Source organism: Modestobacter sp. SYSU DS0511 (assembly GCF_054050755.1).
Window position 1 is genome coordinate 13378 of record NZ_JBJGZY010000025.1, and the last position, 24878, is coordinate 38255.

Below are 24878 nucleotides of genomic sequence, written 5' to 3' on the forward strand. Positions count from 1 at the left end.
CACCTCACAGGTCGCCGACCGCTCGCCAGGGCCACCTTGTCGACATGCGGCACGCCACCGACCTGGCCTTTCGTCGGTCACCGACCGTTCGCGGGCCGGATGACGCCCAGGCCCGGCGTGGCGTCGGCCCACCGCCGCGAGAGGAGCCGGCGCCGATCGGTCGCACCTCGTGGAACACCAGCGGCCCGTCAGGCGTCCGGCTGGTGAACGTTCCCGCTCGGTCGCCGGTTGAACGCCCTTGTGACCCAGTACGCCACATCTGGCCCACCTGTCACACGCCCGGTCGTGAGACCTTGAGGAATGCCCGAAAGCACCACCGAGCAGCTCGAGCCGGACTTCTTCGACGTCCAGCGGCAGTCGCCGGTCACCGCCGACACCGTCCGGCGCGAGATAGCCGAGCCGGACTCGCCCGTGCTGGTGGACTTCGACCACACGCTCTTCGCCGCCAACAGCACCGAGCTCTTCATCTCGCGCTGCCGGCCGTCCCTGGTCGTCGCCGTCATCGACCTGCTGGTGCGGGGGCGCGTGCCGTGGCGGTTGCTGCCCGGGCGCAGCGGCTACCGCATCCGGGATTACGTCTGCGTCGTCCTGATCGTCGTCCTGACTCCCTGGAACCTGCTCCGGTGGCGGAGGGAGGCACCGGCTCTCTTCGCGCAGCACCGCGCCACCGGGATCGACGCCTTCTTCACCGACGTCGACCGGTCGCGGCTCACGATCATCTCCTTCGGCATGGCGTTCGTGATCCGGGGGCTGCTGAGAGGGAGCGAATACGAGTCCGCCGCCCTGCTGGCGACGCCGCTGCTCGCCCGGCCTTCCTGGTTCGCCGGGGGCAAGACGACGAAGGCGGTCGGGAGTGTCGGCGAGGGCGGGGTCGCCCGTGCCGTCTTCGTCTCCGACTCACTCGACGACGCCGACCTGCTGGGGGCGTGCCGTTCGGGCTTCCTCGTGCCGCAGCAGGGTGACCGGATGTCCGCCCGCGAGCGCCTCTACATCCCGCTGCGCTACACCGTCCGGGTCAAGTCCTCGCCCTGGTACACGCTGGACCGCCTGCTGCTGGTGGACGCCCTGGTCATCGCCATCGCCATCGCCTACGACGTGGACAGCCTGCTCCACTTCCTGGTGATCGTGCCGCTGCTGCTGCTGTCGGTGATGTCGGTGTACGAGATCGGCTACTTCGAGAACGACATGCACGCCTCGAGGTTCGAGGAGCGTCCGACCCTCAAGCCGGGCGTGGCGCGGTTCCGGGAGTACCCGATGGGGTTCCAGGCCTGGGTCTGGGCCGCCGCCTTCGCAGCGGCCGGCCTGGGCGCTGCCGTCCTCCTCGACGAGCTCGGCACCGACGAGCTCCTCACCGCCGGCATCGCGTGGGCGCTCCTGCTGCTCACGGTGCGCGCGGTGTTCTTCGTCTACAACCGGCTGCGGCCCGAGATGCGGATCTTCGCCTACCCGGTGCTGCAGGCGCTGAGGTTCGGTGGGGTCTTCCTGGTCTTCGTCCCGAGCATCCTCGGGGTGGCCCTGGTGCTGAGCCAGATCATGGCGATGTGGGCGACCTACGTCGTCTACCGGCTCGGCGGGCGCAAGGAGGCCCTGAACCGTGACCTGTTCGGTACGGCGGTCTTCCTGGTCGCTGCCGGCCTGCTGGGCGTGACGGACGTCGTGCACGGTGGGGTGCTCGACGAGGAAGCCGGCCGCGAGTCGGCGAACCGGCTGTGCTTCGTCGCTGCCGTGCTGTGGTCGCTGGCCAGGATCAGCAAGGCCCCGGTGATGCGCCGGGCCAGGGCCGGGTTCGCCTCCTGACGCTGCGCAACGCGCGGGCCCGGAGAGCGCCCGTTCAGCGTCGGGGTGACCCCCGGTCGCCCACCCACCCGGGAACTGCACCGCCAGGTGGGCCCCGTGGGGATCGAACCCACAACCCGCGGATTAAAAGTCCGCTGCTCTGCCAGTTGAGCTAGAGGCCCGGGACGCGGAACGAGTCCCGGGCCGAGGATAGAGACACCGCCGGCGGGGCCCACCGTTGCGCACCCGCCGTCAGTCTCTCCACGGCGGACCGACGGCCGGCGCACAACCGCGAGGCGGCGACCGGCGCGGGCCTCAGAAGATCGCCATGAACAGCAGCACGAGGATCGCGGTCACCACGAGGCTGACCAGCAGGGAGCCCAGGCAGCCGAGGCGGTTGGAGAAGAAGAAGAACATCCACCGCCGATGCCCACGAGCGCCGGTCAGCACACCCGGCCGAGCAGTTCCTGCAGCCGCAGCTCGTCCTCGTCAGCCGCGGGCGGTCACTTCTGCACGTGCCGCTGCGGCAGCCGGGCGAAGGCGCGCCCGGCCTCGTAGCGGACCTCCATCTTCTCCTGGGCCACTGCCGACGGGCCGCGGCGCGGCTGCCCGTTGTCCAGGTCGAACGCGGAGCCGTGCCACGGGCACACCAGGCAGGTGCTGCCGTGCACCTCCTCCAGCTCCCCCTCGGCCAGCGGGCCGCCCACGTGCGCACACGCGCCGACGAAGGCGTCGACCCGCGGTCCGCGCCGGACGGCGGCGATCGGCACCGGCGTGCCCTGGCCCTCGCCGGTGCGCAGCGTGGGGCGCCCCTCGGGGAGGTCGTCGAGCGGGCCGAGGTCGATCCAGTCGGTGGTCATCTGCCGGGCGGTCGCCGTCGAGTGGTTCGCCCCGGCCGCCTGCGCGTAGGACATGTGCCCGCCGATCCCGGCCGACCCGCTCGCCAGGCCCAGTCCGCTGTAGGCCAGCGCCCGGCCGAGCCCACCTCGCCCCTTCGCCCGGGCGACCAGCGAGCCGACGTAGAGGCCCAGGGCCGCCACGTTCGCCACCGCGTGCACCGCACCCAGGCGCCGCACGTCGTCGTCCTGCTCGGACCAGTCGGCCGCACCGGCCATCGCGGCCGGCACGCTGGCGGCGACCCCGGTGCCGATCAGCACGGTGGCGGCCGGCCGGGTCGGCGGCGCCAGGTCGAGGATCCCGGCGGAGGCCCAGGTGCCGACCGGCACCATGGCCAGGATCGGGTGCAACGGATGGCCCAGCCAGCTGCCGTGCAGCAGGTCCTTGAGGCCCTGCGGTCGCAGCAGGCCGTTGATCGCCTTGCGGGCGGCCTCCAGCTGCTCGTCGAACTTCGACACCTCGGACAGGCGGTCCAGCACACCCAGCAGGCTCATGCGCCCTCCCCTACCCGGCAGGGCCGGCCGGAATCCGGGAGTCGGCGAGTGCGGCGAGGAGGCCCGCGGCGAGCAGGCCCGCCACCACCGCCCCCGCCGCGTTGAGGGCGGCGTCCACCGGGGAGACCACCCGCCCCAGCGGCAGCTGCCACTGCAGCAGCTCGATCGCGGCTCCGGCGGCGACCGCCACCGTGCCCAGCCGTGCCGGCGGCCGCAGCGCCGGCCAGCGGAGCACCGCCAGCACGGCCGCCGGTGCCAGCAGCAGCAGGTTCCCGACCAGCTGGACCGCGACCCCCGGGCGCTCGGCCGCCGTGGCGTACCAGCGCAGCTCGGCCACCGGGTCCGCCCAGGCGGTCACCCCCGCGGCCGCCGGGGTCAGCGTCACGAGGGCGACCAGCAGCAACACGCCGGCCAGGCCGAGCTCCAGGCCCCGGCGGGTGCCCGCCGTCGTCACCGGAAGGCCGCCCAGTCGACCCCTTCCGCCACCACCGCCACCGCGGCGGCACCGACTGCGTCGACCTCCCCGGCCAGCGCGGGCAGCGCCTCGACCCCGGCCGTCGTCCGCAGCCGCGTGGCCAGCCGGTCCGCGGCCTGCCGCAACCGGGCGGACGCCGGGCCGTCGACCTCAGGGGGCGGCGCCAGCACGTACTCCTGCCCGAGCTCGGCGCAGAGCCCGGGCAGGCGGGCGAGCAGTCCGGCGCTGGCGGCGGCGGTCCGCCACGCCACCCCGGGCACCAGCTCCGGGCGGCAGGTGCCGGTGGCCTCGGCCCAGCGCAGGAGGGCCACCACCTCTGCCCAGAGGACGTCCGACACCACCTCGGTCGCGGCCCCGGCGGACGGGGGACGGTGGGCGCGGACCAGCACCCCGGACAGCGTGGGATCGAACAACCAGGAACGACGCTCCGGATCACGCATGGACCGACGCTGGCGTGGGCACCTGACGAGCGCCTGGCGCGCACCTGACAACTGGCTGGCAGCTCGACGGGTGACCGACCTCACGGGAAGTTGCCCAACGCACCGGGAATTCACAGGCGTCACACGGGTTCCATGCCCGAGCATGGTCCTGACCACGTCCAGGCCCTGCACCGCCCTCGAGAGGAATCCCGTGACCTGCCCGTCCCTGCTGCGGCGCTCCGCCATCAGCGGCGCCCACGAGGGGCACCTGCTGGTCACGGCCGGCCGACGGCGGGCCACCGCCCTGCTGCGTGTAGCCGCGGTCCGGCTGCGCCAGGACGACGCCGTCGCCCAGTTCGCCCGCTTCGTGGTGGTCGGCGGCCTGTCCAGCGCGCTCTACGCCGCCGTCTTCGTGGGCCTCGGCCCCCTGGGCGACCAGCCCGCCAACCTCTCCGGTGCGATCGCCTCCACGCTGCTGGCCAACGAGCTGCACCGGCGGCTGACCTTCCACGCCGACGGCCGCGTCTCCTGGTTCACCGCGCAGTGGGAGGGTGGCGGGCTGGCCAGCATCGGACTGGTCGCCACCTCCCTCGCCCTGGCGGGGGTGCACGCCCTGGTCGGCGACATCGGCACCGGCCCGCAGCTGTGCCTGATCGCGGCGGTCACCGGGCTCATCGGGCTGATCCGGTTCGTCGCCCTGCGCAGCTGGGTCTTCTCCGCCGCGGGCGAACGGCAGGAGTAGCCGCACCGGCCCTCGGGTAGCGGGGCCACCGCTGGTTGAACCCGCAACCACGCCCGACCCGAGGAGTCCACCGTGGCGAAGATCGCCGTCGTCTACTACTCGTCCACCGGCAACACCCACCAGCTGGCCGCCGCGCTCGCCGAGGGCGCCGCCGACGCGGGAGCCGAGGTCCGCCTGCGCCGGGTGCCGGAGCTCGCCCCCGCCGAGGCCATCGCCTCCAACCCCCTGTGGCAGGCGCACGTCGACACGACCGCGGGCGAGGTCGAGGAGGCCACCCCGGCCGACATGGAGTGGGCGGACGGCTACGCGCTGGGCACACCCACCCGCTTCGGCACGCCCGCTGCGCAGATGAAGCAGTTCATCGACACCCTGGGTGGCCTCTGGTTCACCGGGAAGCTCGCCAACAAGGGCGCCACGGCGTTCACCAGCGCGCAGAACGTGCACGGCGGCAACGAGTCGACGATCCTGACGCTGTTCAACGTCTTCTCCCACTTCGGGGCGGTGATCGTGCCCCCCGGGTACACCGACCCGCTCCTGTTCGCCGCCGGCGGCAACCCGTACGGCGTCTCGAACGCCTCCGGTGGCCAGTCCGCCACCGCCACCGAGGCCGAGCTCGCCGCCGCCCGCTACCAGGGGCGCCGCCTGGCCGAGGTGACCGCCAAGCTCGTCGCCTGAGCCCCCGCGCCGACCCGCCGGAGCCCGAGCGGTCACCCCGCTCGGGCTCCGGCGCGCCCTACGCTCCGGGCATGCCGACCCAGCCCGCCCGCCGCACCCGGTCCACCGCCGCGACGCTCGCCGCCGGAGCGCTGCTGCTGGCCCCGCTCACCGCCTGCAGCTTCAGCTCGGAGAACGTCTCCTGCGCCGACAACCGGTGCACGGTCACCCTGTCCGGCGAGGGCGCCACCGCCACGGTGCTCGGCACCGACATCAACTTCGGCGGCGTGCAGGACGGCCAGGCCACCCTCTCGGTGGGCGACACCTCCGTCTCCTGCGGGGAGGGCGACACCGTGTCGGCCGGGCCGCTCGAGCTCGCCTGCACGTCGGTGGACAGCGACTCGGTCGAGCTGACCGCCTCGCTGGGCTGAGCCCGGCTCAGGGCGCTCGGCTCAGGGCGCCTTCGCCACGTCGACCACCAGCCGCGCCGGGTCGCTCAGCGCCGACGCCCGGAACGGCAGCCGGTCGGACACGCCGATCCAGGCCAGCGACTGCCCCTCGAAGGTCCCGTCGTAGACGACGCCCTCGACCGGCCCGGTGCCGCTGCCCACCGGGCCGCGGGCCAGCTCCTCGGCCCCGGTGTCGTAGGGGTAGCTCGTGCCGGTGAGGACCACCTGGAGGTACGCCTCGCCGGGGACGTCGACCGGCGCGCCCTTCCCCTGCGACGTCGGCTGGTCCACGTACTCGACCTGCCAGCCCGGGGTGCCGGTGCCGGCGAGCTCGAACACCACCCTCTCGAAGCCCTCGTGGTCACCGATCCGCACCGACGTCGCGGTCAGCCCCTCGGCACCGGCCGGGTCACCGCTGGCGGCGGCCGTGCCGGTGGGCACGTCGACGGGCTCGGCGCCCTCGCCCGGGGTGGCAGCGGGGCTCGTCGCGGTCGCGGTGGGGGCCGGGGCGCCGGAGCTCGTCCCGCCGGAGGCGGCGGTGTCGGTGTCGGTCGGCTCCCCCTGGCCGCACCCGGCGATGAGCAGGGTGGCGGTCAGCAGGACGACGGAGCTGGCCCCACGGGACGACCGGCGGATGCGCACACCGCGATGCTGGCACGCCGGGGACCTGCGCCGGAGCCGCCACGCGGTCCGGCCGGACAGCCGCCGGCAGAGGGCCCGCCACCCCCGCCCGACCCCCCGGTGGGAGGCGCTTCCAGGGGCATGTATGGTTCTCCATGCCTCCGGCGCTGATGAGCCCTCATCGTCTAGCGGTCCAGGACGCCGCCCTTTCAAGGCGGTAGCACGGGTTCGAACCCCGTTGGGGGCACGCAGGACCGAGCCGGGCGACCGGCACGGAGCACCACGGCACGGCACGCACCAGAGAACAGCACGATCGCAAGGCCCTGTAGCGCAGTTGGTTAGCGCGCCGCCCTGTCACGGCGGAGGTCGCGGGTTCGAGTCCCGTCAGGGTCGCCATCCGGCGCCCGGCACCAGCCGGGTCCGGTGGGGGCAGGTAGCTCAGTCGGTACGAGCGCTCGCCTGAAAAGCGAGAGGTCGGCGGTTCGACCCCGCCCCTGCCCACCCAGCCCCGACCACCAGTCCGTGTGACCGGTGCGTCCTCGCAGCGGGCCGTGCATCGAGGTCCACGTCCGCCAGATCGCCGGTCGACAGCAGCTCGAGGCACCTGCCCGAGGCGCCTTGCCGCTGGGGCACTACGGTCGGTCAGCGTGGAATTCCGCCGCCTGGGCCGCTCAGGCCTGAACGTCTCGCAGATCGCCTTCGGCAACTGGCTGACCCACGGCAGCCAGGTGGAGGAGGATGCCGCGCTCGCCTGCGTGCACGCGGCCCTCGACGCCGGGATCACCACCTTCGACACCGCCGACGTCTACGCGGGCACGGCCGCCGAGTCCGTCCTCGGTCGCGCGCTGTCCGGTCAGCGCCGAGAAGGCCTGGAGATCGCGACGAAGGTGTACTGGCCGACCGGCCCGGGCGCCAACGACCGCGGCCTGTCCCGCAAGCACGTCATCGAGAGCTGCCACGCGTCCCTGCGCCGGCTGCAGACGGACCACATCGACCTCTACCAGGCCCACCGCTACGACCCGACGGTGCCGCTGGAGGAGACGATGACCGCCTTCGCCGACCTGGTGCGGGCCGGCAAGGTGCTCTACCTCGGCGTCTCCGAGTGGCGCGCCGATCAGATCGCGGCCGCCGCTGCCCTCGCGAGGGACCTGAACGTGCAGCTGGTCAGCAACCAGCCGCAGTACTCGATGCTCTGGCGGGTCATCGATGCGGAGGTCGTGCCGACCTGCGCCGAGGAGGGCCTGTCCCAGATCGTCTGGTCGCCGCTGGCCCAGGGGGTCCTGACCGGCAAGTACCGGCCCGGTGAGCAGCCCCCCGCCGGCAGTCGGGCCAGCCACTCGGCCGTCGGCTTCCAGGTGCAGGGCTTCCTGGCCGACGACGTCCTCACCCGGGTGCAGCAGCTGCGCCCCCTCGCCGATGACCTGGGCCTGACCATGGCGCAGTTCGCGCTGGCCTGGGTGCTGCAGAACCCCAACGTCGCCGCCGCGATCATCGGCGCCAGCCGGCCCGAGCAGGTGCACGACAACGTCAAGGCAGCAGGGGTCCGGCTCGACGGCGAGGTCATGGCCCGCGTCGACGAGATCCTCGGCGAGGTCGTCGAACGCGATCCCCGGAGGGTCTTCCTCCCTGCGGACAAGGCGGCGAGGGGCCCGGCCACCTGAGGGGGTTACCACCTTGACCGGGGGTAGGACGTGACGGTGACCTCCACCTCCCCTGCGGCAGGCGCGGCGGTGCCCCTGACCGCCCGCACGGTCCCAGCGCTCGGCAGCACGCTCCCCACCCCCGCCTACGACCGCAGCCAGGTCAGCACCGGCATCGTGCACGTCGGGGTGGGAGGGTTCCACCGGGCGCACCAGGCCATGTACCTGGACCGCCTGATGAACACCGGTGCGGCGCTGGACTGGGGCATCTGCGGGGTGGGCGTGCTGCCCGAAGACGTTCGGATGCGGGACGCCCTGTCCGCTCAGGACGGGCTGTACACCCTCGTCGTCAAGCACGCTGACGGCTCGGTCGAGCCGAGGGTCGTCGGCTCCCTGGTCGAGTACCTCTTCGCCCCCGACGACCCGGAGGCCGTGGTGGAGAAGATGGCCGCGCCCGCCACGCGGATCGTCTCCCTGACCATCACCGAGCGCGCCTACCGCATCGACCCGATGAGCGGCCGCTTCATCGCCACCGACCCGTCCATCCAGGCGGATCTGGGTGGCCAGGGTCCGCCGATCACGGTCTTCGGGCTGGTGACCGAAGCCCTCGCCCGCCGCCGCGCCCGCGGGGTCGCACCGTTCACGGTGCTGTCCTGCGACAACCTGCAGGGCAACGGCGGGCTGGCCCGCCGGGCGTTCACCGCGTTCGCCGGGATGCGCGACCCTGGACTGGCCGACTGGATCGCCCAGGAGGTGTCGTTCCCCGACTGCATGGTCGACCGGATCACCCCGGTCACCACGCCGGCGGACGCGACACAGGTCGAGCAGGACCTCGGGGTCGCCGACGCCTGGCCCGTCGTGTGCGAGCCGTTCGCCCAGTGGGTGATCGAGGACCGGTTCCCGTCCGGCCGTCCACCGCTGGAGGCGGTGGGCGCGCAGTTCGTCGACGACGTGGCGCCCTACGAGTCGATGAAGCTGCGGCTGCTCAACGGGAGTCACCAGGCGCTGGCCTACTTCGCGCACCTGGCCGGCCACCGATTCGTGCACGAGGCCTGCCAGGACCCGCTGTGGGCCCGGTTCCTGCGCGATTACATGGACCGTGAGGTGACCCCCACGCTGGATCCGGTCCCAGGGGTCGACCTGGACGCCTACAAGACCACGCTGATCGAACGGTTCGGCAACGGCGAGGTGGGCGACACGGTGGCGCGGCTGTGCGCGCAGAGCTCGGCTCTCATCCCGAAGTTCGTCCTCCCGGTGGTGCGGGCGCAGCTCGCCCGAGGAGGTGAGGTCCACCGGGCGGCGGCCGTCGTGGCCAGCTGGGCACGCTTCGCGGAAGGGGTGGACGACGGGGGCGCACCGATCCAGCTGGTCGACCGGAACGCCCACCTCCTGCAGGCCAACGCCCGACGCCAGCGGGAGGAGCCGCTGGCCTTCCTGGCCGAGCGGAGCATCTTCGGGGACCTGGTGGACGACGAGCGGTTCGCCGTCCCGTACGCGCGGGCGCTCGAGTCGCTGCAGCGGGACGGCGCCCGGGCGACGCTCCAGCGACTCTCCGCCCGGAGCGCGACGCTGGCGTAGCGTCACCGTCCGGAGTCGAACGCGTCGCGACCACCGGGCTCCCCGGCCTTCATCGACGCCACGCTGAGCGGCACGGTGCCTGCCGGGAGCGGCTCCGTGGACGGCAACACCGTGGGCGGGGCGACGCAGGCCTCGTTGCGCGGACCGACGCACGCTGGCAGCGGAGACGTCCCACCGTGGGGGCGATCGTCGATGCCGGCACCGGCCAGCCGGTCGAGCCCCCGTACTTCCTGGGCGCCGGGTTCGTCCACGACGGGTCGCCGTTCGACGCAGCGGTGCCGCTGATCGAGCGGAACTGGCGCGGGCTGCGGACGAAGGGACCACCGACGTCGGCCGCCGTCAGCGGTACTCGTGACCGGGGCGTTGCCAGCCAGTTCCTGGCCCGATCACAGCGACTTCGCAGGATCGCCCGTCATGGTTCGACCATGACGACGAGCACCCCCTCGGCCCCCAGCTCCCGGGCCCAGCTGACCCGCCCCGACGGCAGCGCCCTGCGGGTGCTGGTCGTCGACGACGAGCCCTCCATCTGCGAGCTGCTGTCGATGGCGCTGCGGTACGAGGGCTGGGACGTGCGCACCGCGGCCGACGGCGCCGAAGCGGTCCGCACCGCCCGCGACTTCCGGCCCGACGCGGTCGTCCTGGACGTGATGCTGCCGGACATGGACGGCCTGGAGGTGCTGCGCCGGCTGCGCGCGGACACCCCGCTGGTGCCGGTCGTGTTCCTCACCGCCAAGGACGCGCTGGAGGACCGGATCGCCGGCCTCACCGCCGGTGGGGACGACTACGTCACCAAGCCGTTCAGCCTGGAGGAGGTCGCCGCCCGGCTGCGCGGCCTGCTGCGCCGCACCAGCCGCGTCGTCGCCGACGACGGCCTGCTGGTGGTCGGCGACCTCACGCTGGACGAGGAGAGCCACGAGGTCACCCGCGGCGGCGACGACATCCGGCTCACCGCCACCGAGTTCGAGCTGCTGCGCTACCTCATGCGCAACCCGAAGCGGGTGCTGTCCAAGGCGCAGATCCTCGACCGGGTGTGGCAGTACGACTTCGGCGGCCAGGGCAACATCGTCGAGCTCTACATCTCCTACCTGCGCCGCAAGATCGACGCCGGCCGGACGCCGATGATCCACACGCTCCGTGGCGCCGGGTACGTGATCAAGCCCGCTGCCTGACACGCTGGCGCCGGTGAACCCCGGCCCCTCCCGTCGCTCGCGCCGTGCGCTGCGCACCCGGCTGCTGATCGCGTTCGTCATCCCGCTGGTCGGTGTCCTCGTGCTGGTCGGCGTGGTCTCGGTGACCGCGCTGCGGTCGGAGCTGATCAGCCAGGTCGACGGCCGGCTCGAGGCGACCACCGACCGGTCCCGGGACTACGCGGACCCGCTAGGCGACGGGCCGCGGCCCCGGCCGGCCGAGGCGGACGTCGACCCCTGCGACGCACCGGGCGGGCCGGGCTTCCTGGGCGCCCGGGGCCAGGGTGAGGGCACCCTGGGCGCCACGATCGTCGAGGGCGAGTGCACCGTCTCCGGCGTGATCGGGCCGACCGGCCGCACCCTGGCGCTGACCAGCGCCCAGGAGGGCGTGCTGGCCGCGCTGCCAGCCGACGGCGAGCCGGTCACCCGCGACCTGGGCGGCGACCTCGGCGACTACCGGCTGGTGGCCACCGAGATGCCGGACGGCGACGTCCTCGTCTCCGGCCTGCCGCTGGGCGGCGTCGCCGACGCGGTGCGCAACCTGGTGACCGTGGAACTCCTGGCCGGCCTGGTCGCCCTGCTCGCCGCCGCCGGTACCGCCGTGCTGGTCATCCGCCGCACCTTGCGGCCGCTGGACCGGGTGGCCGCCACCGCGACCCGGGTGGCCGAGCTGCCGCTGGCCAGCGGCGAGGTGCGGCTGGCCGAGCGGGTACCCCCGCAGGACACCGACCCCGGCACCGAGGTCGGCCAGGTCGGGACCGCGCTGAACCGGCTGCTGGACCACGTCGAGGGCTCGCTGGCCGCCCGCCAGGCGTCGGAGACCCAGGTGCGGCAGTTCGTGGCCGACGCCAGCCACGAGCTGAGGACGCCGCTGGCCTCCATCCGCGGCTACGCCGAGCTGGTGCGCCGTCAGGGCGGCGAGGTGCCGGCCGACGTCGGGCACGCGATGCGCCGGGTGGAGTCCGAGGCGGTGCGGATGACCGAGCTGGTCGAGGAGCTGCTGCTGCTGGCCCGGCTCGACGCCGATGCCGAGGCCGGGCGGGAGCTGGCCACCGAGGAGGTCGACCTGACCGCGCTGCTGGTCGACGTGGTCACCGATGCGCACGTGGCCGGCCCGGCGCACCGCTGGCAGCTGGACCTGCCCGACGACCCGGTGCTGGTGCCGGGCGACGCCGCCCGGCTGCACCAGGTGGTGGCCAACCTGCTCGCCAACGTGCGCGCGCACACCCCGGAGGGGACGACGGCGACCACCCGGCTGCACACCGAGGGCGGCTGGGCGGTGCTGCGCGTGGCCGACGACGGGCCGGGGGTCCCCGCCGCGCTCCAGGCGCACGCCTTCGAGCGGTTCGCCCGCGGGGACGCGTCCCGCTCGCGCGCCGCCGGCAGCACCGGCCTGGGGCTGGCGATCGTCCAGGCCGTGGTGACCGCCCACGGTGGCACGGTGGGGCTGGAGAGCGCACCGGGCGCCACCGAGATCACGGTGCGGCTGCCCGGCGCGACCACGGCGCCGGCGGCCTGAGCGGGCTCGGACCGGCAGCCTCAGACCGGCAGCGCGTCTGCGGCGACCTGCGCGTAGACCTGGGCGTGCAGCCGACGCACCGCCTCCGCCTGCTCGGTGCGCCACTGCCGGTCGACCCGGGCCGGTGCGGGCCGGGTCAGCGCGGCGACGACCGCGGAGTTCAGCGCGGCGGCGTCCAGCCCCGCGCGGGGCTCGTTGCCGTACACGACGACGTCGGACCACTGCTGGGTGTGGTAGCCCCCGCCGGGGACGACAGCGCGGGTGCCGGCGTCCCGGCACAGCTCCACCCAGCTGTCGTGCGTGCCCGACCGCCGGGGCAGCACCGACACGTGCAGCTCCTGCAGGTGGCGCACCCACCCGGCGGGGTCCTCGGCCCAGCTGGACCGCAGCTCCAGCTCCCCCGCCGCGGCCAGCGCGGCGAGCTCCGGCAGCCGGGCGGCGACGTCGACGTCGGGGTGCACGTCGACCCGCAGCCGCCCGCCGCCGGAGACGGCCCCGGACAGGGCGGCCCGCACCAGCTCCACCGGTTCGGCGACCTCCGGCTCGAGCCGGCCCAGGTGCACGCCGACCAGCCGGGTCTCCCGGCCGACGTCGGGGGTGGGCGCGGCCAGCGACGGGTGGGCGACCACGATCGCGGTCCGGGCGAACCGGTCGGCGATCTCGTCGGCCGCACCGGGGGTCAGCGTGAGCACCACCTCGGCGGTGGTCAGCAGCGTGCGCAGGTGCGCCTGGTGGCGCCCCGGGGTGGTCCCGGCCGGAGGTCGCAGGTCGTGCACGGTGACCAGCAGCGGCACCCCGGCCCGCCGCACGGCCGCGGTCCAGCGGTCCATCTCGGGGATCGTGAGGTGCTCGTAGCCGGCGTGCAGGTGCAGCACGTCCACCTCCCCGGCGTGCGCGTCGAGGTGGTCGGGGTCCAGCCACGGGCTCGGGGTGGTGTCCGGGCCGACCGGCACGACGGAGGCGGGCAGGACGGCCGCGACGTACGGGCTGCGGGCGGGGACGCTCGCCACCCGCACGGCGGGCGCGCTCGATCCAGCGGGCACTGCGGTCACGCGGACGTACGCCTCCTGCGGTCGTGCACGGCGACAGGAGGGGTCCGGCGCTCCTCGACGGTCGGTGCGGTGTTGCTCAGCCTGCCCGATCCGACTACCCCGCGTGCTCGGAGACCAACCAACAGCTCACCCCTGCGGGGGATCCGGTGACCGCGCGGCTGGCTGCGCAGCGGGCCTGGGATCGGCTAGGTTCCGCGCACTCCCCCGCGGCGGGGGGCGACCCGGGAGGCACACGCGTGGACGAGCACGGCGGAGCGGCCGCGACGTCCGCGCCCTCGGCCGATCCCGTGGCGGATCCCGCGCGTCGGCGCCGGCGGACGGACCCGCGGCTGGTGGTCGCGGGCCTGCTGGTCGTGCTGCTGGCGATCGGCGCCGTGGTCATGCTCGTGCTCCGCGGCCACCCGCTCACCGTCGACGGCCGCTACGTCACCGACCCGCCGGCGGTCCTCGCCGACGCCGACCGCCGGTTCGCCGACTACGTCGACCAGCGCACCGGTGCCCGCGGCCCGGACACCCGCTGCTGGTTCCAGCTGATCGACCCGGACGGCACCGAGGTCGCCCGTGAACTGCTGTGCGGCCCGGCGCTCTTCGTCGGCGGCAACCCCGGCCGCAGCTGGCTGCGGTTCCCGCTGACCGTGACCGCGGCCGGCGGCGACGTCCGGCTGCGCACCGCCGGCCTGCCGGCCGACCCCGAACCGCAGGCCGTGGACGACGCCGACCTGCTGTTCCGCCCCGACGGGAGCCGGCCGCCGTCCGGCACCGCCGGGCTGCGGGTGCCCGAGGTGCCGCGCGCCGAGCCGGGGTTCACCGCCGTCGGTCCGTTCCCCGCGCTGCCCTGGACGGCACCCGTGGGGCCGGCCCGGCTCTCCGGCCCCGCGGCCGCGGTCACGGTGACCGGGCTGGCCACGCCGGACGTCGTGGGCACCGGGGACGCCGCCCGCCGGCCCGCCGACGGCCAGCGGTTCCTGGCCGTGCGTTACACGGTCGACCCGGGCGAGGGCCGGTCGACCGCACCGCCCGCGCTGAGCTACCAGGTGCCGGGCGCTGCGCCGGTGCCGGTCGCCCCGGCGCTGGTGGCACCCGGCAGCACGGTGGAGGCCGTGGTCGCCGTCCCCGTGGACGCGACGCAGGCCGACCTGGTGGTCCTCGACGACGGCGTCGAGCAGCGGCTGTCGCTGCTGGACGGCTCACCCGGCCCGGGGAACGTGCAGGTGCTGGCGCGCACCAACCGGACGGCGGAGGTGGGCGCCAGCCGGCAGGTCGACGCCGACTTCAGCGCCCCCGGCCGGGTGACCGCGTCCTTCCCGGTGACCGTGCGGCTGGACGCGGCGACGCTGCAGTGGTTCGCCGGCCCCGACGGGTCGGCGCAGCCCACCGACCCGTCCCGTGCGCACCTGGTGCTCGACGTGACCATGGCGCTGCCCGAGGGGGATCCGGGCGCCGTCCCGGTCGAGCTGCTCACCCTGGTGCTGCCCGACGGCACCCGGCGGCCCGGCATCGACCTCAGCCGGGCCGCCGACCGGGTGCTGGCCGCCTTCGACGTCCCGGCGGGCTTCACCGACGGCGAGGTCGTCGTCCGCGGCCGGGCCACCTTCCCCGACGGGCTGACCGCCGACCTGGGCGCCGGTGAGGCGCGGTTCCCCGTCGCGATCCCGGCGGGCTGAGCTCACTCCTGCGCGCGCAGCTCCGCGAGGATCGGCTTGGCGACGGCGAGGGCGTGGTTCGCCGCGGGGACGCCGGCGTAGACCGCGGTGTGCAGGCAGACCTCGGCGATCTCATCGTCGGTCAGCCCGTTGTGCACCGCCGCCTTCACGTGCAGCGCGAACTCGTCCCAGTGCCGCAGCGCAGCCGTGATCGCCAGGGTGAGCATGCTGCGCTCCCGGCGCGCCAGCCCCGGCCGCTGCCACAGGTCGCCCCAGGCCACCCGGGTGATGAAGTCCTGGAAGTCGGCGGTGAGCGGGGTGACGGCGGCGACCGCGCGGTCGACGTGCGCGTCGCCGAGCACCTCCCGGCGCACCCGCATGCCGGCGGCGCGGCGCTGCTCGTCGGTCTCCAGCGGACCCTGCTCGGTCACAGCGTGCCTCCCGTGGCGTGTGCGATCAGCGCGTCGGACACCTGGGCGACCTGCTCGAGGTTGGCCAGGTGGGCGGCCGGGCTCAGGCTCAGCAGCTTGGCGCCGGGCACCCCGGCGGCGATGACCTGCTGGTGCTCCGGCGGCACCGCGAGGTCGTCGGCACCGGAGACCACCAGCGTCGGCGCGGTGATCCGGCCCAGGTCCGGGCGCTGGTCCATCCGCGCGATCGCGGCGCAGCAACCGGCGTAGCCCTCGTCGTCGGCGGCGGCCACCATCGCCTGCAGCCGGGCCACCAGGTCGGGGTGGGCGGCGGCGTACGCCGGGGTGAGCCATCGGCTGACCACCGGCTCGGCGATCGCCTGCGTGCCGTGGGCGCGCACGGTGCGGGCCCGGTCCTCCCAGCTCCTGGCGTTGCCGGTGTACGCCGAGCTGCACAGCACCGCGAGGGTCAGCAGCCGCTGCGGCTCGCGGACCGCCAGCCGCAGCCCGGTCATCCCCCCGATCGACACCCCCGCGACGTGCGCCCGCTCCACCCCGAGCCGGTCCAGCAGCGCGACGACGTCGTCGGCGAGGTCGTCGATCGTCGCGTCGCCAGGCACCGACGGCGACCGGCCGTGGCCGCGGGTGTCGTAGCGGACCACCCGGAACCGCTCGGTCAGCGCCGGCACCTGCGGGTCCCACATGGACAGGTCCGACCCCAGCGAGTTGGACAGCAGCATCACCGGGGCGTCGGCCGGGCCCTCCACGACGGCGTGCACCTCGACGGCGGTCACGGAACTCCTCCCTGCCCGGCGGCGTCCGCCTGGGTCGCGATGGTGTGCGCGGCGAGGGCGGCGTCGACCTGGGCGCCGGCCTCCCCCACGTCCGGTGTCGTGTCGGCCACCAGCGCGGCGCCGTCGACGTCGGCCCGCTCGAGCACGACGTCGGCCAGCGGCCGCCCCTGCTCGGCGGCGGTGCGGACGGCGGCTGCCGCGGCGTCGTGCGCGGGCCCGGCGCCCAGCGTGGGGCTGAGCGCCTCGGCCAGCGCGCCGGCCAGCAGCGGGTCGGTGGCGGCGGTGACGGTCGCGGCCATCCGCCCGGTGTCCAGGCGGAGGCTGGCCAGGCTCTCGGCGAGCCAGGACGCCGCCGAGCCGATGGTGCCCAGCAGGTCGGTCAGGGTGGGCCACTCGGCGTGCCAGGTGCCCGCGCCCCGCTCGTGCTCCTGCTCCATGGCGGCGAAGAGGGTGGCCACCAGCCCGGGCGCCCGCCGCGCGCAGGCCCGCGCGGAGATCGCGGCCACCGGGTTGTTCTTGTGCGGCATCGCCGACGAGCCGCCGCGGCCCTCGGCGACCTCGGCGGCCTCGGCCACCTCGGTCTGCGCCAGCAGGACGACGTCGACGGCGACGGTGGCCACCACGCCGGCGGCCGCCCCGAGCACCCCGGCGACGTCGGCGATCGGCAGCCGGACGGTGAACCAGGGCACGTCGGTGGTCTGCAGCCCCAGCTCCTCGGCCAGCGCGGCGCGCAGGTCGACCCCCGACCCGCTGCTGGCCGCGAGGGTGCCGACCGCCCCGCCGTACTGCACCGGCAGCCCGGCCAGCACCGCCGCGATCCGGGTGCGCACGCCCTCGACCCCGGCCAGCCAGCCGGCCGCCTTGAGCCCCACCGTGGTGGGCAGCGCCTGCTGCAGCAGGGTGCGGCCGATCAGCACGTCGTCGCGGTGGTCGGTGGCCAGCCGGGCGCAGACCCCGGCTGCGGCGGCCAGGTCGGCGTCGATCAGCTGCAGCCCGCGCCGCGCCAGCAGCACCGCCGCGGTGTCGACGACGTCCTGGCTGGTGGCGCCGACGTGCACCGCGCGCGCCGCGTGCGGGCCCACGGCGTCCTGCAGCGCCCGGACCAGCGGCGGCACCGGGTTGCCCGCGTCCCCGGCGCGGGCGGCGACGCGGGCCAGGTCGAGCCGACCCGGGTCGGCGCACACCCGCCCGACCTCCTCGGCCGCGGTCTCCGCGACCAGCCCGACCCGGGCCGCGGCACGGGCCAACGCCGCCTCCACCTCCAGCAGGGCGACCAGCCAGGCGTCGCCGGCGCCGGCGTTCACCGGGCCGCGGGCGAAGGTGGCCGCGAGCAGCCCGGGCACGGGGAGTCCTGTCACCGGGCCATCCTGGCGGGTGCGCGGTCGCCGCGGTCGGTCACACCGCGAAGAAGACGGTCTCGTCTTCTCCCTGCAGGTGGATGTCGAGGACGTAGCCGTCGTCGGCGGGGGTGGCGATCAGCGTCGCTCGGGAGGCGTCGTCGGGCAGGCTGGCCAGCACGGCGTCCTCGGCGTTGGCCGCGGCCTCGTCGGCGAAGTAGATCCGGGTGACCACCCGGTCCAGCAGGCCGCGGGCGAACACCGAGACGTCGACGTGCGGCGCCTGCAGGCCACCCGCGCCGTCGGGCACCCGGCCGGGCTTGAGCGTGCAGATCGCGTACTGCCCGCCGTCCCGGGTCTGGGACCGGCCGAAGCCGCGGAAGCCGGGGTGCTCCACCGCGCCGCGCGGGTCGTCGGGGTGCGCGAACCGCCCGCCGGGGTCGGCCTGCCAGGTCTCGACCATCGCGTCGGGCACGACGTCGCCGTTGCCGTCGAACACCCGGCCGCGCAGCCAGATCGCACCGGGGGTTCCCTCGGCGACGGCGAAGGGGCCGTCGGGCCAGGTCAGCCCGATGGCCAGGTAGGGGCCGACGGTCGCACTGGGCGTGGTGCCGAACCGCAGCGGCTCGTCGAGGAAGCCCGAGCCCCGTCGTCCCGACCGGGGCTGGCTGATCTCGGTGCTGTCCGGCACGTCCAGCGGGTCAGACAGCGTCACGCCACACCTCCTGCGCGACTCCGCGCCTCGTTCCGCTCCTCGCTCGCTCGGCTGTCGTCACGCCACATCTCCATCGTCGTCGGTCTCGAACGGCGTCTGGTCGGTGCCGCGCAGGACGATGTCCCACTCGAAGGCCAGCGCCCAGTCCGGCTGGGTGCGCTCCAGGTCGAACCGGCTGATCGCGCGGTGCCGGGCCGACGGCGGGATCGCCTGGAAGATCGGGTCCTGCCCGAACAGCGGGTCGTCCGGGAAGTACATCTGGGTGACCAGTCGCTGGGTGAACGCCCGGCCGAACAGGCTGAAGTGGATGTGCGCCGGCCGCCACGCGTTGTGGTGGTTGCCCCACGGGTAGGCGCCGGGCTTGATGGTGGTGAACTCGTACCGGCCCAGGCTGTCGGTCATCACCCGACCCAGCCCGTCGAAGTGCGGGTCCAGCGGCGCCGGCCAGTTGTCGACGACGTGCCGGTAGCGGCCGGCGGCGTTGGCCTGCCAGACCTCCACGAGCGCGTCGGGCACCGGGCGGCCGTCGCTGTCGAGCACCCGGCCGAACACGATGATCCGCTGCCCCTGCGCCTCCCCGCCCAGCCGCACCGTGAGGTCGGCGTCGGCGGCGGTCACCCGGTCCTCGCCCAGCACCGGGCCGGTCACCTCGGTGAGCCGGTGCGGCAGGTCGATCGGCGTGCGCAGCGGTGCCCGCAGCCCGGTGCTCTTGTACCCGGGGTAGGCCACCGGCGTGCGCTGCCCATCGGGTTCACGCAGGTAACGCGGCAGGATGAGGGCGCTGTCCTCCGCGGGCCGCGGCGCCCGCGATGTGGTCCCGGTCATGCCGGGAACGTACGGCGCGGGGCTAGGCTCCGACAGCCCTGACTTCCACTGAGCAGAACGGATCGCGCCGTGGCCGGAGGTGCAGCCGCACCCGGGCGGTCGGTGACCTCCCGGGCGCTCGGCGTGCTCGACGCGTTCGACAGCGGCCACCCGCGGCTCACCCTCTCGGAGGTCGCCGCCCGTTCGGGCACGCCGCTGACCACCACCCACCGCCTGCTCGGCGAGCTGGTGGAGTGGGGCGCGCTGGTCCGCCGCCCGGACGGCCGCTACGAGATCGGCCGCAAGCTCTGGGACCTGGGCCTGCTGGCCCCGGTGCAGCTGGAGCTGCGGCAGGTGGCCGCCCCGTTCCTGCTCGACGTGCACACCGCCACCCGCGACACCGTGCACCTCGCCGTCCGGGAGGGCCTGCGCGCGCTCTACGTCGAGCGGATCTCCGGGCGCGAGTCGGTGCCGGTCGTCAGCACCGTGGGCAGCCGGCTGCCGCTGCACGCCACCGGCGTCGGCAAGGTGCTGCTGGCCTGCGCGCCCGACGAGGTCGTCGAGCGGGTGCTGCAGGAGCTCAGCCGGGAGACCCGGTACACCGTCGTCGACCCCGGGGCGGTGACCCGGGAGCTGGGCGAGGTCCGCCGGCGCGGCTGGTCCCGCACGACCGAGGAGATGTCGCTGGGCACCGCGTCGGTCGCCGTGCCGGTCACCGTCGAGCGAGCCGCCGGACCGGTCGTCGTCGCCGCCCTGGGCATCGTCGTCCCCACCCACCGCCGCGACCTCGCCCGGTTGACCCCGGTGCTGCAGGTCGCCGCCCGGGGCATCGGGCGGGCGCTGGCCCGGACGGCCGAGTTCCGCTGACCGGAAGAGCAGGTTCGGCCCGGGCGGGCGGCCCGGGTCACACTCGCCGCATGCGCACCCAGGTGGGGATCATCGGAGCCGGGCCGGCGGGGCTGCTGCTGTCCCGGCTGCTGCAGCTGCAGGGCATCGACACCGTGGTGCTGGAGAACCGCTCGCGGACCTACGTCGAGGCCCGCATCCGCGCCGGGATCCTCGAGGAGCACACGGTGCAGACGCTCGTCGACGCCGGGGTGGGCGACCGGCTGCAGCGCGAGGGCCTGCCGCACGACGGCATCCACCTGCAGTTCCCCGGCACCCGCCACCACCTCGACTTCCCCGGGCTGTGCGGCCGCCGGGTGTGGGTCTACGGGCAGACCGAGGTCACCAAGGACCTGATCAGTGCCCAGCTGGACGGCGGGCCGCCGCTGCTGTTCGAGGTGTCCGACGTCGTCCCCGAGGACGTCGACGGCGACGCCCCGCGGATCCGCTTCACCGACGCCTCGGGCACGCCGCAGGTGCTCGAGTGCGACGTCGTCGTCGGCGCCGACGGCTTCCACGGCGTCTCCCGCCCGGTGGTCACCGCCGGCACGGCCGGCCGCACCTGGGAGCGCACCTACCCCTACGCCTGGCTGGGCATCCTGGCCGACGTCGCGCCCAGCGAGGACGAGCTGGTCTACGCCTGGCACCCCGACGGCTTCGCCCTGCTGTCCATGCGCTCACCGTCGGTCTCCCGGCTGTACCTGCAGGTCGATCCCACCGAGAAGATCGAGGACTGGTCCGACGACCGGATCTGGGACGGGCTGTCGAGGCGGTTCGCGCTCGACGGCTGGGAGCTGCAGACCGGCCCGGTCACCGAGAAGTCGATCCTGCCGATGCGCTCGTTCGTCAGCGCGCCGATGCGCCGCGGCCGGCTGTTCCTCGCCGGCGACGCCGCGCACATCGTGCCGCCCACCGGCGCCAAGGGGCTCAACCTCGCCGTCGCCGACGTCACCCTGCTGGCCCAGGCCCTGGTGCGGCTGCTCGCCGAGGGCCGGACCGACCTGGTCGACAGCTACTCCGACCGCGCCCTGGCCCGGGTCTGGCGCTGCACGCACTTCTCGTGGTGGATGACCTCGATGCTGCACCGCTCCGGCGACGACTTCGACGCCGAGCTGCAGCTGTCCCAGCTGCGGCGGGTGTGCTCGTCGGAGGCCGCGGCCCGCGAGCTGGCGGAGAACTACACCGGCCTCCCCGTCGACTGAGGCGCCACTGACCCCGCTTTCCGCGCCGAAAGCGGTTCAGGCGGGGACGGCGGCGGGTTCGGGGGCGGCGTCGAGCACCGGCCCGGTGATCAGCGCCCCCACCGACGCCGGAGACGACGGCGTAGACCGCCAGCGCCCCCAGCCGGACCAGTCCGCGTGCCCGGGTGAGCGGCCGGGAGCCGGCGCTCACCCCGATGATCGAGGCCACCAGGTACCCACCGACCACCCAGCCCACCGCGAGGTAGAAGGCGGTGAGCCCGCGGGCGTCCCCGTCAGCGGCGGGCACCACGTCCTCGGTGGTCAGGGAGCGCTGCTGCGCCGCATCGGCGGCGGTGAGCACCTCGGTGAGCGCCTCGGTGAGCGCCTCGGTGAGCGCACCCCCTCGGCGCCGGCGACCAGCAGGGTGTCCCCGGTGCCGGAACCGAGCAGCAGCACCCCGTCCACCTCCCGGTCGCGCAGCAGCAGCCGGGCCTCGTCCTCACCCGCAACGGCGCGCGCGTCGACCGGGTCGCCGTCCAGACCGTCGAGCCGGGTGACCACCGACTCCGCCGTGCCGGCGGGCGCACCCCCGGGGGCGACGACCGCCAGCGGGACCTCCCGCGGGGCGGGTGCGTGGAACGCGCCCACGTAGCTGAGCACGAAGCCCAGCTGCAGGAGCAGCACACCCACCACCAGGACCGCCGCGCGCCGGGTGCCCCCCGGCAGCAGCTCCCGGCGCGGCGCCTGGTGCTGACCGTGCGTGCTCATCCGGACCTGTGCAGCCGGGTGCCCGCGGTGGTGGACCGCTTCCTGGCCGCCCACCCGGTGCACACCGGCTGGGACGCCGCGTCGCTCACCGTCGTCGTCCTCGCGCTGACCCACGGGCTCGCCGTGGAGGGCCTCCCCGACCCGGAGGCGGTGGACGACGGACTGCTCACCCGGGTGCTGGCCGACCTCGTCGACCCTGCACCCCCGACCCGGTGACGGATCCACGGGCCCCTGGCAGACTCTGACCAGCCTGATCGTCCAGTTCGAGTCGACAGATCGATCGAATTGGCAGAGTGACCACAGTCTTTCGCCGATCTTCGACGACTTCTGCCCCGGCGAGGCTCTGACGCGGACCGGTTCGCACCACTAACTTCCAGTCATGCTCTCGACGCTCTTCACCATCGCCGGCGTGCTCGTGGGGCTGCTCGTGCTGCTCACCCTGATCGTGCGGCTCAGTGCCCGGCCGGAGACCCGTGGCCGGACGACCACGTCCCGCGCGCCGGGCTGGGTCGTCGACGCCGGCCAGCCGCACCCCGACGCCTGGTCGCCGCTGTCCCAGACGAGCACCCAGATCCGCGCCGTCCGCTGACCGGCGGGCACCACCCGCGCCGGCCCTCCTTCCGCGCCGCCGCACCCGCACCGGGTCCGGCGGCGCCGGTGTCCCGGCTCCCGGCGAGCCGTATCGTGGCCGCCGGCGACGCGCACCCCAGCAGCCTGGAGGACCCGATGGGAGCCCGGACCACCCGCGGGGCACGACGCCGCGCGTCCGCCGCCGCGGCGGCCGCGGCACTGGCCCTGCTGCCGGGCTGCTCGGGCGAGGACGCCGCCGAGGGCGCCGGGAGCACCAGCGCCGCCGCCACCACGGGCGCCCCCGGGTCGTTCGCGCTGCCCTCCGGCTGGCCGGCGGAGAGCGTGCCGGTGCCGCCGGGGGGCTCGACCGAGGACACCTCCACCGCCCCGGACTCCCCGGCCTTCGTCGTCTTCGACGTCGGTGTGGAGGAGGCGATGGCCTTCTACCGCGAGACGCTCCCCGCCGAGGGCTGGCAGCTGCTCTCCGACACCGCCGACCCCGCGACGCTGACCGCCGAGCGACGGGGTGTGCAGGTGCTCGTGCTCGGCTCCACCGACCCCGAGGTGGTCAGCGTGGTGGTCAGCCGGCCGGAGGGCTGAGCACCGCCGGGCCGCCGGTCATCAGCTCGGCGGCCCGCTCGCCGAGCATCACCGCGGTCGCGGCCGGGCCACGGGAGGTCACCCGCGGCATCACCGACGTGTCCACCACCCGCAGGCCATGCACCCCACGGACCCGCAACTGCTGGTCGACGACCGCTCCGGGGTCGCCCTCCGGCCCCATCCGGGCGGTGCCGGCGAGGTGGATCGCGGTCGCCAGGTGCCGGCGGGCCCAGCGGTCCAGCTCCCGGTCGTCGGCCAGCACGTCGTCCGGCAGGCCGGTCCGTCCAGCCACGAGCGGCGCGAAGGCCGCCGTCGACAGCAGCTCGGCGGCCAGCCGCACCACCTCGCGCATGCGACGCCGGTCGGACTCCGCGGTGAGGTAGCGGTGCTCGATCCGTGGCTGCACCGTCGGGTCGTCGCTGACCAGGCTGAGCCGGCCGCGGCTGTCCTCCTGCTGCAGCGCGACGGCGAGGAACAGGTCCTCCCGCCGCCGGGCCTGGTCCAGCACCCGGTGCAGGGACGCGCCGCGCAACGCCCGCAGCGTGGCTCCCGGCCGCTTCAGCGCCTCGGCGACCGGCGAGCCGGGGGCGCGGTCCAGCAGCACCCGGCTGAACGGCTTCAGCCAGGGCATCACCTCGAGGTCGCCGGGGGTCGGTGAGCCCGCCGACGTCGTGTGCAGCGCGCTGGACAGCGGCAGCAGGCCCCGCGGCGCAGGCAGCCGCTGCCGGGGCTGCCAGGTGACGTAGAGGTCCGGGTGGTCGGTGAAGTCCGCCCCCACCCCCGGGGCGTGCACCCGCACGGCCACGCCGGCCGCCCGCAGCTGGTCGGCCGGGCCGATGCCCGAGAGCATCAGCAGCTGCGGGGTGGCCACCGCGCCGGCGGCGAGCACCACCTCCCCGGCGTGCACTGCGCCGCGCTCGGTCTGCACCCCGATCGCCCGGTCGCCGGAGAACAGCACCCGGGTCACCCGGGTGTCGCCCCGCACGGTGAGCAGCGGCGAGCCGCGCCGCGGGGAGAGGTAGGCCATCGCGGTGTTCACCCGGACGCCGCCGGCGGCGTTGACCGGCAGCGGCCCGTGTCCGGGCGCGCCGTCGGCGTTCTTGTCCAGCTCGGCCGGGAAGCCGAGTTCCGTGCACGCGGCGGTGAACGCCTCGGCGACCGGGTGCCGGGAGACCACCCGGCGCACCGGCATCGGGCCGCTGTCGCCGTGTGCGGGTGAGCCGGGGTGGTCGGCGTCGGTCTCCGAGCGCCGGAAGGCCGGAAGCACCGCGTCGTAGGACCACAGGTCGTTGCCGTCGGCGGCCCAGCCGTCGAAGTCGGCCCGGGTGCCGCGGACGAAGTAGGTGCCGTTCACGGCGCTGGACCCCCCCAGCACCCGGCCGCGGACCACCGGGTAGCTGACGTCCTCGGCCAGCTGCGCGGTGTAGGTCCAGTTGGCGGGGTGCCCGGGGGTGACCGCCCCCAGGACGGCCGCGTCGCGCAGGGCCGGTGGGAAGTCGGCCGGCTGCGGGTGGTCGGCGCCGGCCTCCAGGACCAGCACGCGTCGGCCGGCATCGACCAGGCGGGCCGCCAGCGCGCACCCGGCCGATCCGGCGCCCACGACCACGACGTCCCAGCCGTCGACGTCCCGGTCGCGGTGCACTGTCCCCGTCACCCCGCCGACGCTAG

26 protein-coding genes and 4 tRNA genes are annotated in these 24878 nt (G+C 75.1%); 17 read left to right on the forward strand and 13 right to left on the reverse strand.

What is annotated here, in order from left to right; translation table 11 throughout:
* Positions 1-300: 300 nt before the first annotated feature.
* Positions 301-1797 carry a hypothetical protein gene (locus ACI783_RS13345; protein WP_457140888.1) on the forward strand — a complete coding sequence of 499 codons (1497 nt, stop codon included), beginning with the start codon at positions 301-303 and terminating at the stop codon, positions 1795-1797.
* Positions 1798-1885: 88 nt separating this feature from the next.
* Here the strand turns inward: ACI783_RS13345 and ACI783_RS13350 are convergent.
* The 4 genes from ACI783_RS13350 to ACI783_RS13365 all read right to left on the reverse strand — a co-directional run bounded on the left by ACI783_RS13350 (position 1886) and on the right by ACI783_RS13365 (position 4082).
* A tRNA-Lys gene (locus ACI783_RS13350) sits at positions 1886-1958 on the reverse strand.
* Between the two features lie 321 nt (positions 1959-2279).
* Positions 2280-3167 (reverse strand): Rieske 2Fe-2S domain-containing protein, encoded by an 888-nt coding sequence (locus ACI783_RS13355; protein WP_457140889.1) that lies wholly within the window; start codon positions 3165-3167, stop codon positions 2280-2282.
* Between the two features lie 10 nt (positions 3168-3177).
* A complete protein-coding gene (locus ACI783_RS13360) occupies positions 3178-3621 on the reverse strand; it encodes a VanZ family protein (RefSeq protein WP_457140890.1) in 444 nt (147 codons plus the stop codon).
* Positions 3618-4082, reverse strand: coding sequence for a hypothetical protein (locus tag ACI783_RS13365; protein WP_457140891.1), 465 nt, complete (start codon positions 4080-4082; stop codon positions 3618-3620). Before ACI783_RS13365 ends, ACI783_RS13360 begins: the two co-directional genes overlap by 4 nt.
* Before the next feature lie 190 nt (positions 4083-4272).
* Between ACI783_RS13365 and ACI783_RS13370 the strand changes: the two genes are divergently transcribed.
* The 3 genes from ACI783_RS13370 (at position 4273) to ACI783_RS13380 (ending at position 5888) form a co-directional block, all read left to right on the forward strand.
* Positions 4273-4803, forward strand: coding sequence for a GtrA family protein (locus ACI783_RS13370; protein WP_457140892.1), 531 nt, complete (start codon positions 4273-4275; stop codon positions 4801-4803).
* A gap of 72 nt (positions 4804-4875) precedes the next feature.
* A complete protein-coding gene (gene wrbA / locus ACI783_RS13375) occupies positions 4876-5478 on the forward strand; it encodes an NAD(P)H:quinone oxidoreductase (protein WP_457079721.1) in 603 nt (200 codons plus the stop codon).
* Positions 5479-5549: 71 nt separating this feature from the next.
* Positions 5550-5888: a hypothetical protein gene (locus ACI783_RS13380; RefSeq protein WP_457140893.1), complete on the forward strand. Its 339-nt coding sequence runs from the start codon at positions 5550-5552 to the stop codon at positions 5886-5888.
* A 21-nt stretch (positions 5889-5909) separates the two neighbouring features.
* Here ACI783_RS13380 and ACI783_RS13385 read toward each other — a convergent pair whose 3' ends face one another.
* A complete protein-coding gene (locus tag ACI783_RS13385; RefSeq protein WP_457140894.1) occupies positions 5910-6548 on the reverse strand; it encodes an AMIN-like domain-containing (lipo)protein in 639 nt (212 codons plus the stop codon).
* Between the two features lie 153 nt (positions 6549-6701).
* On the opposite strand from ACI783_RS13385, the gene ACI783_RS13390 reads away from it, so the two are divergent.
* From ACI783_RS13390 to ACI783_RS13420, 7 genes are all read left to right on the forward strand, one after another.
* A tRNA-Glu gene (locus ACI783_RS13390) sits at positions 6702-6774 on the forward strand.
* Positions 6775-6846: 72 nt separating this feature from the next.
* A tRNA-Asp gene (locus ACI783_RS13395) sits at positions 6847-6923 on the forward strand.
* 31 nt (positions 6924-6954) lie between these two features.
* Positions 6955-7028 (forward strand) — tRNA-Phe (locus ACI783_RS13400).
* A 146-nt stretch (positions 7029-7174) separates the two neighbouring features.
* Entirely contained in the window at positions 7175-8188 is a 1014-nt protein-coding gene (locus tag ACI783_RS13405) for an aldo/keto reductase family protein (protein ID WP_457140895.1), read from the forward strand.
* A 36-nt stretch (positions 8189-8224) separates the two neighbouring features.
* Positions 8225-9745, forward strand: coding sequence for a mannitol dehydrogenase family protein (locus ACI783_RS13410; protein ID WP_457140896.1), 1521 nt, complete (start codon positions 8225-8227; stop codon positions 9743-9745).
* 176 nt (positions 9746-9921) lie between these two features.
* The gene (locus ACI783_RS13415) at positions 9922-10914 is read left to right on the forward strand and encodes a response regulator transcription factor (RefSeq protein WP_457140897.1); all 993 of its coding nucleotides are present in this window, start codon (positions 9922-9924) and stop codon (positions 10912-10914) included.
* Between the two features lie 13 nt (positions 10915-10927).
* A complete protein-coding gene (locus tag ACI783_RS13420) occupies positions 10928-12451 on the forward strand; it encodes a sensor histidine kinase (protein ID WP_457140898.1) in 1524 nt (507 codons plus the stop codon).
* Between the two features lie 20 nt (positions 12452-12471).
* On the opposite strand, the gene ACI783_RS13425 is transcribed toward ACI783_RS13420, so the two are convergent.
* On the reverse strand, positions 12472-13503 hold the full coding sequence (locus tag ACI783_RS13425; protein WP_457140899.1) for a hypothetical protein: 1032 nt from the start codon (positions 13501-13503) through the stop codon (positions 12472-12474).
* Between the two features lie 236 nt (positions 13504-13739).
* Between ACI783_RS13425 and ACI783_RS13430 the strand changes: the two genes are divergently transcribed.
* The gene (locus ACI783_RS13430; protein ID WP_457140900.1) at positions 13740-15167 is read left to right on the forward strand and encodes a hypothetical protein; all 1428 of its coding nucleotides are present in this window, start codon (positions 13740-13742) and stop codon (positions 15165-15167) included.
* A 2-nt stretch (positions 15168-15169) separates the two neighbouring features.
* Here the strand turns inward: ACI783_RS13430 and pcaC are convergent, their stop codons facing one another.
* The 5 genes from pcaC to pcaH are packed head-to-tail and all read right to left on the reverse strand — an operon-like array spanning position 15170 to position 19227.
* A complete protein-coding gene (pcaC, locus tag ACI783_RS13435) occupies positions 15170-15577 on the reverse strand; it encodes a 4-carboxymuconolactone decarboxylase (RefSeq protein WP_457140901.1) in 408 nt (135 codons plus the stop codon).
* Positions 15574-16350 carry a 3-oxoadipate enol-lactonase gene (pcaD, locus tag ACI783_RS13440; protein ID WP_457140902.1) on the reverse strand — a complete coding sequence of 259 codons (777 nt, stop codon included), beginning with the start codon at positions 16348-16350 and terminating at the stop codon, positions 15574-15576. The genes pcaC and pcaD overlap by 4 nt, the downstream gene beginning before the upstream one ends.
* Entirely contained in the window at positions 16347-17708 is a 1362-nt protein-coding gene (locus ACI783_RS13445; protein ID WP_457140903.1) for a lyase family protein, read from the reverse strand. The genes pcaD and ACI783_RS13445 overlap by 4 nt, the downstream gene beginning before the upstream one ends.
* Before the next feature lie 37 nt (positions 17709-17745).
* On the reverse strand, positions 17746-18402 hold the full coding sequence (pcaG, locus tag ACI783_RS13450) for a protocatechuate 3,4-dioxygenase subunit alpha (protein ID WP_457140904.1): 657 nt from the start codon (positions 18400-18402) through the stop codon (positions 17746-17748).
* 57 nt (positions 18403-18459) lie between these two features.
* Positions 18460-19227: a protocatechuate 3,4-dioxygenase subunit beta gene (gene pcaH, locus ACI783_RS13455; RefSeq protein ID WP_457140905.1), complete on the reverse strand. Its 768-nt coding sequence runs from the start codon at positions 19225-19227 to the stop codon at positions 18460-18462.
* Between the two features lie 69 nt (positions 19228-19296).
* Between pcaH and ACI783_RS13460 the strand changes: the two genes are divergently transcribed.
* Complete coding sequence (locus ACI783_RS13460; RefSeq protein WP_457140906.1) at positions 19297-20073, forward strand: IclR family transcriptional regulator; 777 nt, start codon at positions 19297-19299, stop codon at positions 20071-20073.
* Between the two features lie 50 nt (positions 20074-20123).
* Positions 20124-21293 (forward strand): 4-hydroxybenzoate 3-monooxygenase, encoded by a 1170-nt coding sequence (locus tag ACI783_RS13465; protein ID WP_457140907.1) that lies wholly within the window; start codon positions 20124-20126, stop codon positions 21291-21293.
* Between the two features lie 300 nt (positions 21294-21593).
* Here ACI783_RS13465 and ACI783_RS13470 read toward each other — a convergent pair whose 3' ends face one another.
* A complete protein-coding gene (locus tag ACI783_RS13470) occupies positions 21594-22040 on the reverse strand; it encodes a hypothetical protein (protein WP_457140908.1) in 447 nt (148 codons plus the stop codon).
* Here ACI783_RS13470 and ACI783_RS13475 point away from each other — a divergent pair.
* The 3 genes from ACI783_RS13475 (at position 22029) to ACI783_RS13485 (ending at position 23210) form a co-directional block, all read left to right on the forward strand.
* Positions 22029-22256 (forward strand): hypothetical protein, encoded by a 228-nt coding sequence (locus tag ACI783_RS13475; RefSeq protein ID WP_457140909.1) that lies wholly within the window; start codon positions 22029-22031, stop codon positions 22254-22256. The genes ACI783_RS13470 and ACI783_RS13475 overlap by 12 nt on opposite strands.
* Before the next feature lie 163 nt (positions 22257-22419).
* Positions 22420-22629, forward strand: a complete 210-nt coding sequence (locus ACI783_RS13480; RefSeq protein WP_457079751.1) for a hypothetical protein — start codon at positions 22420-22422, stop codon at positions 22627-22629.
* Between the two features lie 95 nt (positions 22630-22724).
* Positions 22725-23210 (forward strand): hypothetical protein, encoded by a 486-nt coding sequence (locus ACI783_RS13485; protein ID WP_457140910.1) that lies wholly within the window; start codon positions 22725-22727, stop codon positions 23208-23210.
* Here ACI783_RS13485 and ACI783_RS13490 read toward each other — a convergent pair.
* Positions 23191-24864 (reverse strand): GMC family oxidoreductase, encoded by a 1674-nt coding sequence (locus tag ACI783_RS13490; protein ID WP_457140911.1) that lies wholly within the window; start codon positions 24862-24864, stop codon positions 23191-23193. The genes ACI783_RS13485 and ACI783_RS13490 overlap by 20 nt on opposite strands.
* Between the last annotated feature and the right edge of the window lie 14 nt (positions 24865-24878).

Bases quoted from the DNA above. Each gene is read 5' to 3' on its own strand.
- ACI783_RS13380 (WP_457140893.1), top strand. From the start codon at position 5,550: ATGCCGACCCAGCCCGCCCGCCGCACCCGGTCCACCGCCGCGACGCTC.
- ACI783_RS13365 (WP_457140891.1), bottom strand. From the start codon at position 4,082: ATGCGTGATCCGGAGCGTCGTTCCTGGTTGTTCGATCCCACGCTGTCC.
- ACI783_RS13480 (WP_457079751.1), top strand. From the start codon at position 22,420: ATGCTCTCGACGCTCTTCACCATCGCCGGCGTGCTCGTGGGGCTGCTC.
- ACI783_RS13355 (WP_457140889.1), bottom strand. From the start codon at position 3,167: ATGAGCCTGCTGGGTGTGCTGGACCGCCTGTCCGAGGTGTCGAAGTTC.
- pcaH (WP_457140905.1), bottom strand. From the start codon at position 19,227: ATGACCGGGACCACATCGCGGGCGCCGCGGCCCGCGGAGGACAGCGCC.
- ACI783_RS13470 (WP_457140908.1), bottom strand. From the start codon at position 22,040: ATGAGCACGCACGGTCAGCACCAGGCGCCGCGCCGGGAGCTGCTGCCG.
- ACI783_RS13465 (WP_457140907.1), top strand. From the start codon at position 20,124: ATGCGCACCCAGGTGGGGATCATCGGAGCCGGGCCGGCGGGGCTGCTG.
- ACI783_RS13345 (WP_457140888.1), top strand. From the start codon at position 301: ATGCCCGAAAGCACCACCGAGCAGCTCGAGCCGGACTTCTTCGACGTC.